Origin of the sequence: Calidithermus terrae (assembly GCF_003574345.1) — a bacterium.
In the GTDB taxonomy this organism is placed as follows: Bacteria; Deinococcota; Deinococci; order Deinococcales; family Thermaceae; genus Calidithermus; species Calidithermus chliarophilus.
In genome coordinates this window covers 1-6,395 of record NZ_QXDL01000218.1, presented here as the reverse complement: position 1 = coordinate 6,395, position 6,395 = coordinate 1, and the positions used below count along the sequence as shown (strand labels likewise).

5 protein-coding genes are annotated in these 6,395 nt (G+C 73.1%); all 5 read left to right on the top strand.

Annotated elements, in window-relative coordinates; translation table 11 throughout:
- The first annotated feature begins 101 nt into the window (after positions 1 to 101).
- Positions 102 to 548 carry a hypothetical protein gene (locus tag Mterra_RS17765; protein ID WP_147372917.1) on the top strand — a complete coding sequence of 149 codons (447 nt, stop codon included), beginning with the start codon at positions 102 to 104 and terminating at the stop codon, positions 546 to 548.
- Complete coding sequence (locus tag Mterra_RS17760) at positions 545 to 3,433, top strand: alpha-mannosidase (protein WP_119316366.1); 2,889 nt, start codon at positions 545 to 547, stop codon at positions 3,431 to 3,433. Before Mterra_RS17765 ends, Mterra_RS17760 begins: the two co-directional genes overlap by 4 nt.
- Positions 3,430 to 4,101 carry an aspartate/glutamate racemase family protein gene (locus Mterra_RS17755; RefSeq protein ID WP_119316365.1) on the top strand — a complete coding sequence of 224 codons (672 nt, stop codon included), beginning with the start codon at positions 3,430 to 3,432 and terminating at the stop codon, positions 4,099 to 4,101. The genes Mterra_RS17760 and Mterra_RS17755 overlap by 4 nt, the downstream gene beginning before the upstream one ends.
- The gene (locus Mterra_RS17750) at positions 4,098 to 5,021 is read left to right on the top strand and encodes a class II fructose-bisphosphate aldolase (protein WP_119316364.1); all 924 of its coding nucleotides are present in this window, start codon (positions 4,098 to 4,100) and stop codon (positions 5,019 to 5,021) included. The genes Mterra_RS17755 and Mterra_RS17750 overlap by 4 nt, the downstream gene beginning before the upstream one ends.
- Positions 5,022 to 6,395, top strand: a 1,374-nt coding sequence (locus Mterra_RS17745) for a glycoside hydrolase family 2 protein (protein WP_218022962.1), incomplete at its 3' end; no start/stop codon positions are given.

Genomic DNA, 6,395 nt, shown 5'->3' with positions numbered 1-6,395 from the left:
TCCAGCACCTCCAGCAGCTTGTCGATGGTGTGCACCAGCCGGAAGCGGAAGCGCTGGAAGGTGCTCCACCACTCCCGGTCCCAGTGGGTGTGGTGGTAGAGGTGCACCACCCGTTGCCGCTTCTGCGCCGCCACGGCCCCGAGTGGGGGGTGGGGCTGCTGCACAAGCTGCTGTGGATCCTCTACGACGAGGCCAAGCGCTGCAAGCCCGACGCGCTGGTGATGACCCACACCCCCAACCCCTACTTCGCGGGCGTGACCGACATGATCCGGCTCAACGACGTCAACACCGGCGCCGACGTGCTGGCGCAGATGGTCCACCGGGCGAAGGTGGCCCGCGCGGCCTGCCCCCACCTGCTCATCGACACCGACAACTGGCCGATGCCGAGCCTGGGGGCCTGGCGGGAGTACACCCGCCTCCAGCCCGAGCTGGGCATCCCCAGCCTCTACTTCGCCACCCACGTCGATAGCGGCGAAGCCCTCACCCCCGAGGACTACGCGCTGGTGCGCGCGGCCTGGGACCGCCACCGGAAAGGAACGAAGGCATGAGCGAGCAGGCCCCCTCGCCCTCGGCGCCGCAGAAGCGGCAACGGGTGGTGCACCTCTACCACCACACCCACTGGGACCGGGAGTGGTGGAGCACCTTCCAGCGCTTCCGCTTCCGGCTGGTGCACACCATCGACAAGCTGCTGGAGGTGCTGGAGGCCGACCCCGGCTTCGGCCCCTTCGTGCTCGACGGCCAGACCATCGTGCTCAAGGACTACCTCGAGGCCCGCCCCGAGCGGCGCGAAGCGCTGGTGGGCTTCATCCGGGCCGGGCGCATCCACGTGGGGCCCTGGCACGTCCTCCCCGACGAGTTCTTGGTCTCCGCCGAGGCCCATGTGCGCAACCTGCTGCTGGGCGAGCGGGTGGCGCGGGAGCTGGGCGTGGGGCTGAGCCGGGTGGGCTACCTGCCCGACCAGTTCGGCCACGTCGGCCAGATGCCCCAGATCCTGCGGGGCTTCGGCATCGAAAGCGCGGTGGTGTGGCGCGGCTTCGGCGCGCCGCCGCTGGGCAAGGAGGAGGGCGACGCCGAGGCGGGGGTCAACTTCTACGACTTCCCCCGTGCCCGCAACAAGGCCGTCTTCCCCGAGCGCATGCAGAGTGAGTTCTGGTGGGAGGCCCCCGACGGCAGCCGGGTGCTGGGCATCTACCTGCCGCTGGAGTACTACCGCAGCCACTACAAGGTCTTCCCCCGTGACCCCGAGCGCACCCACGACCAGACCGTGGGCCGGGCCAACCGCACGGTCAATTACCTCCAGCACTACGCCGCCACCGACTTCATCTTGGAGCCCATGGGCGGCGACCACCTGCCCGCCGACGAGCGCCTGCCGGGGCTCTTGGAGGCCATCAACGCCCAGGTCGAGGGCTTCGAGTACCGGATGTCCTCGCTCGAGGCCTTCGTCGCCGACGTGAAGACCCAACTGGGGCGCGTCGGCGTGGTGTGGAGGGGGGAGGGGCGGGCTTTCGGGCGCAAGGCCCACCTGCTGCCCGGCGTCCTCAGCGCCCGCATGCACCTCAAGCAGAAGAACCGCGACGCGCAGGCGGCGCTCGAGCGCTACGCCGAGCCGCTGCAGGCCCTGAACTGGCTCCTGGGCGGTCGCTACGAGCACAACTACTTGTGGCTGGCCTGGGAGAAGCTGATCCAGAACCACCCCCACGACTCCATCTGCGGCTGCTCGATCGACCAGGTGCACCGCGAGATGATCCCCCGCTTCGACGAGGCCCAGCAGATCGCCGACCTGCTGGCCTACAGCGCCCAGGAGGAGATCGCCGCGCGGGTGGACTACGGCCCCCTCCCCGAGCGGGCCCAGCCCTTCACCGTCTTCAACCCCCTCTCCTGGACCCGCACCGACGCGGTGCGGCTGCTGCTCAACGCCCACCTGCGCGTCGAGCCCCAGACCTGGGCGCTCAAGGACGCCCAGGGGAACGAGGTCCCCTTCCAGGCGCGCACCGTGGTGCACCCGCTCGAGAAGGCCGAGGCCTTCGGCTGGCTGGGCGTGCCGAGCCAGCCCCCCCACCGCACCGACGAGTTCACCGAGGTGAGCTTCGTGGCCCGCGAGGTGCCGGGGCTGGGCTACAGGGCCTACCGCCTCGAGCCCCGCGCCGAGCCCGTCTCGCACTTCCGCCTGCGGCCCTACACCCTCTCGGAGGTCGTGGCCCGCGACAAGGGCAACTGGGAGACCACCGACCTGGCGATGGGGATCGGGCGCATGGAGAACGCCTACCTCGAGGTGACGGTGAGCCCCAAGGACGGCTCGCTGACGCTGCGCGACAAGGAGACCGGCCACGTCTACGAGGGCCTGGGCGTCTTCGAGGACGGCGGCGACGCCGGCGACACCTACAACTACTCCTTCCCCATCGGCGACCAGGTGCTCTCCACGCGCGACGTGCCCCCCCGCCTGAGCTGGCTCGAGCTCGGCAGCAGCCGCTCGACGCTGCGGGTGACGTGGCGTTGGAGCCTGCCCGCCGGCCTGAGCGAGGACCGCAACTCGAGGAGCCCCGACCACGTGCCCTTCGAGCTGCACTCCGACGTCACCCTCCACGCCGGGGTGAAGCGGGTGGACGTCCGCACCCACTTCACCAACACCGCCAAAGACCACCGCCTGCGGGTGCTGTTCCCGCTGGGTAGGGCGGTGAAGGCCTCGAGCGCCGAGGGCCACTTCCACGTGGTCGAGCGGCCCGTGGGCCTCCCCGAGGGCGAGCGCGGCAGCGGCGAGCCCGCCGTGCACGAGCACCCCCAGCAGACCTTCGTCAGCGTCTCGGACGGCACCCGCGGCCTCACCCTCGCCAACCGGGGCCTGCCCGAGTTCAGCGTCAGCGAGCGCGGGGAGGTCGCCCTCACGCTGCTGCGGGCGGTGGGCTGGCTCTCGCGCGAGGACTTCCTGAGCCGGGTGGGCGGGGCCGGGCCCACCGCCGCCACCCCCGAGGCCCAGATGCTGGGGCCGGTGGTGGCCGAGTACAGCCTGATCCCCCACGCCGGGACCTGGGCCGAGGCCAAAAGCTACCGCGCCGCCCACGACTTCAACGCCCCGCTCTCGGCGGTCCCGGCCGTCAGCCAGGTCGTCCCGCTGCGCAACCGGCACCTGAGCCTGACGGGCGAGCTGCCCCCGGCGGGCCAGTTCGTCGCGCTCGAGGGCGACCTGCTGCTCTCGGCGCTGAAGAAGGCCGAGCGCTCCGAGCACCTGATCCTGCGCTTCGTCAACCTGAGCGCCCGGCCCGCCGAGGCCCGGCTGCGCTTCCACCTCCCGGTGCTGCGGGCCTTCCGCGCCAACCTGCGCGAGGAGCTGGGCGAGGAATTGCGGCTCGAGGAGGGCACCCTGCGGCTGGAGGGGGGACCCTGGGAGGTCTTGACGCTGGCGCTCGAGCCCGAGCGCACGAGGGGGGAGCCATGAAAAAGACCCTGGCCCTGCTGCACACCACCCCGGTCACGGTGGCCTCGATGAAGGAGCTGGCCGCCCGGCTGGCCCCCGGGGTGCGACTGGTCAACATCCTCGACGACAGCCTCCTGGCCGACGCCATCGCCGCCGGGGGGGTCACGGAGGCGGTGCGGGGGCGGCTGGAGAGCTACGTCGAGCAGGCCGTGAAGGCCGGGGCCGACGCGGTGATGTGCTGCTGCTCCTCGGTGGGCGAGGTCATCGACGCGGCCCGCGCCCGCACGCCCGTGCCGCTGCTGCGCATCGACCGCCCCATGGCCCGGGAGGCCGTGCGGCTGGGGCACAGGGTCGGGGTGATGGCGACGGTCAAGACCACCCTCGAGCCCACCGCCCGCCTGGTCGAGGCCGAGGCGAGGGCCGCGGGCAAGGCCGTGGAGCTGAGGACCGTGCTGGTGGAGGGTGCTTTCGAGGCCCTGCAGCAGGGCGAGGGGGCCGAGCACGACCGGCGGGTGGTGGCGGCCTTGGAAAAACTGCTGGGCGAGGTGGACGTGGTGGTGCTGGCCCAGGCCAGCATGGCCCGCCTGCTCGCCAACCTGGCCCAGCCGCCCCGGGTGCCGGTGCTCTCCAGCCCCGCCTCGGGCCTGGGCGCCGCGCTCGAGGCGCTGGGGCAGGAGGTGCCGCGGTGAAGCTGCCCGGCGCCCTCACCCTCTCCGAGCTGCTCCCGGTGGCTCAGGCCGGCGGTTTTGCGGTGGCGGCCTTCTCGGTGCGCTACCTGGCCTGCATCCGCCCGGTGGTGGAGGCCGCTGTCGAGGCCGACTCCCCTTTGATCGTGGAGATCAGCCAGCGCGAGCTGGGCTGGTTCGCCGTCACGCCGCGCGCGTTCCGCGACGCGCTCGAGCGGGCCCTCCAGGGCGCCGGCGCCGACCTGCCCTTCGCCTTGCACCTCGACCACACCTGGGAGCTCCCGGTGATCGAGGCGGCGGTCGAGGCCGGCTTCTCCAGCGTGATGATCGACGCCTCGGCCCTGCCCTTCGAGGAGAACGTGGCCCTCACGCGGCGGGTGGTGGAGTACGCCCACCGCCACGGGGTGAGCGTGGAGGCCGAGCTGGGCAGGCTCACCACCACCGACAAGCTCGAGCCGGAGGGCGACGAGGCGATGTACACGGTGCCGGAGGAGGCGCGGGAGTTCGTGCGCCGCACCGGCTGCGACGCGCTGGCGGTCTCGGTGGGCACCGCCCACGGGGTCTACCCGGTCAAGAACCCCCGCATCGACTTCGAGCGCCTCGCCGCCATCCGCGCCCTGCTGCCCGGCACCCCCATCGTGCTGCACGGGGGCTCGGGGCTGCCGGAGGAGACGGTGCACCGCGCCATCCGGCTGCCGGGCGGGGGCATCTCCAAGATGAACGTCGCCACCGACCTCGAGAACGCCCTGCTGGGGGCGATGGGCGGCCTCAAGCGCATGACCAGCGCCGAGCTCGACGCCCTCCCCGGGGAGCTGCGGGCGCTTGGGCTCGAGGCCGTCCGGCGAGAAGCCCGGGACAAGATCGAGCGCTTCGTGCTCTCGGCGGGCCGGGCCAGCGCCTACCGGCCGGGGGTGGAGGGCTAAGTGCGCCACTCGCTCGCGGGCGACGGCTGGCAGGTGGCGGAGTCGGTCAGCGAGGACTGGCGCTTCCGCCGCCTGCACCTGGGCGCCGAGGAGGCGGTGGGGGCCTTCGCCCGCACCCGCTGGATACCGGCCCAGGTGCCCGGCTCGGTGCACTGGGACCTGCTGCGGGCCGGGCTGATCCCCGACCCCTACTCCGGGGAGAACAGCAAGCTCGTCGAGTGGGTGCCCCAGCGGCAGTGGGTCTACCGCAAGCGGGTGCGCGTGCCCCCGGGGCTGCAGGGCCGGCCGCTGTGGCTGTGCTTCGGCGGGGCGGACTACGCCGCCGAGGTCTACTGGGACGGCGAGCGGCTGGGGAGGGTGGAGGGGCTCTACTCCCCGTGCCGCTTCCGCCTCGAGAGCCCCGGCGCGGAGCACCTGCTGGTGGTGGCGCTCGAGGAGGCCCCGCCCGAGCCCGCCCAGCTCGGGCGCACCAGCGCGACCCGCACCCTCAAGCCCCGCATGGGCTACGGCTGGGACTTCGGCACCCGGCTCGTCCACGTGGGGCTGTGGCGGGAGGTGTGGCTCGAGCCCGTCCTCCCCGGCGAGGTCCGCGCGGTCTACGCGCACGCCGAGCTGGCCCAGGGCAACACCCTGGCCCGCCTGCGCTTCGCGGCGCGGCTGGAGGGGGCGACGCGGGCCGGCCTCCGCGTGAGCCTGGCCGACCCCGAGGGCAGGGTGGTGGCCGAACGCCGCCTGGACCCGCTCGAGCGGCGGGAGGGGGTGCTCGAGGTCCCCGAGCCCCGGCTGTGGTGGCCCCACGGCTGGGGCGAGCAGCCCCTCTACACCCTGCGCGTGGCGTGGGGCGAGTCGGCGTGGCAGCGCCGCGTGGGCCTGCGCGAGGTGACCCTCACCCCCAACGCCGGGCGCACCGACGCCCTGCCCTACACCTTCACCGTCAACGGGCAGCCGGTCTTCGCCCGGGGCTTCAACTGGGTCACCCCCGACCTGATGTACGGGCGTCCCGGCCTCGCCGAGCGCTACCGCCACCTGCTGGGCCTGGCCCGCGGCGCGGGGGCCAATTTGATCCGGGTCAACGGGGTGAGCCCGCCCGAGCGCGAGCTGTTCTACGACCTCTGCGACGAGCTGGGCCTGCTGGTGTGGCAGGAGTTCACCCTCAGCTCCTCCGGCACCGACAACCTGCCCCCCACCGACGCGGCGTTTTTGCGGCGGCTCGAGGCCGAGCTCCCCGCCCTCATCGAGCAGAGGCGCCACCACGCCTGCCTGGCGGTGTGGGGCGGGGGCAACGAGCTCTCGGGCGGGGACAAGCGCCCCCTCGACGCCGCCCACCCCACCCTGGCCCGCATCCGCGACCTGGTGGCCGAGCACGACCCCCAC

Coding starts and splice junctions, on each gene's coding strand:
- Mterra_RS17760 (WP_119316366.1), top strand. CDS start 545: ATGAGCGAGCAGGCCCCCTCGCCCTCGGCGCCGCAGAAGCGGCAACGG.
- Mterra_RS17755 (WP_119316365.1), top strand. CDS start 3,430: ATGAAAAAGACCCTGGCCCTGCTGCACACCACCCCGGTCACGGTGGCC.